Consider the following 798-nt stretch of genomic DNA (forward strand, 5'->3'; position numbering starts at 1 on the left):
TTGCCTGAGCAAGAAAGTGCGTAGTCCGCGCCTAACATACATACCGCGCCTGCAAGGCGAGGCTCGACGGTGGCCATGACGTCATTGTTGGCACTGCTGCTATCCGTTTGTCCCGATGCCGTCGAGGCTGTAGTGGCATCGTGCGTTACCACCATGCTTGAACCGGTGATCTGTTGCGTCAGGTTTTGGGTAGCGAAACGGTTACCAATATTGGCAGCGAGCGGTAAATCCGTGGGGATCGGCAGGTCGACGGTTAATGCACCATTCACATAGGTAATGTTGTAGTTGGCAAGGCGATCGCCCAGCGCATTTTCAGCCACGACAGCATATTGACCCACAGCCGCAGAACGATCGGCACCTGAACTTGATACGGTTACCGACTCGACGGTATCCCCGTTCAACAGTCCATTAGCCTGATAGCCGAGGGTTGCTGTTTGACCATAAAGCTTGCTGGCGTTATCGGCGCTAATGGTGAGTGCCGCCGGGGTTACGGTCAGTGCGCCATCGTTATAGCTGATGGTGTAGTTGCCCAGTTTGCTACCGGTTGCATCGCTGGCGGTAATGCCGTAGCTGCCGACGTTGGCGGTGCTGGCGTTACCGGTGCTGGTCAGGGTTAACCCATCAACCGTATCGCCGTTCACCAGACCTGCGGTGGTATAACCGAGATTTGCACTGTTGCCGTAGATCTTGCTGGTGTTATCGGCACTGATAGTGAGTGCCGCCGGGGTAACAGTCAGCGTGCCATTGTTATAGCTGATGGTGTAGTTACCCAGTTTGCTGCCGGTTGCATCGCTGGCG

Annotated in this window: 1 protein-coding gene; it reads right to left on the reverse strand. The window is 55.6% G+C overall.

The genetic code is table 11. From position 1 onward, the window contains the following. Positions 1 to 798 (reverse strand): MBG domain-containing protein (locus J5224_RS31920; protein WP_264628976.1); only part of this gene is annotated, 798 nt, incomplete at both ends.

Source organism: Candidatus Symbiopectobacterium sp. NZEC135 (assembly GCF_025962695.1).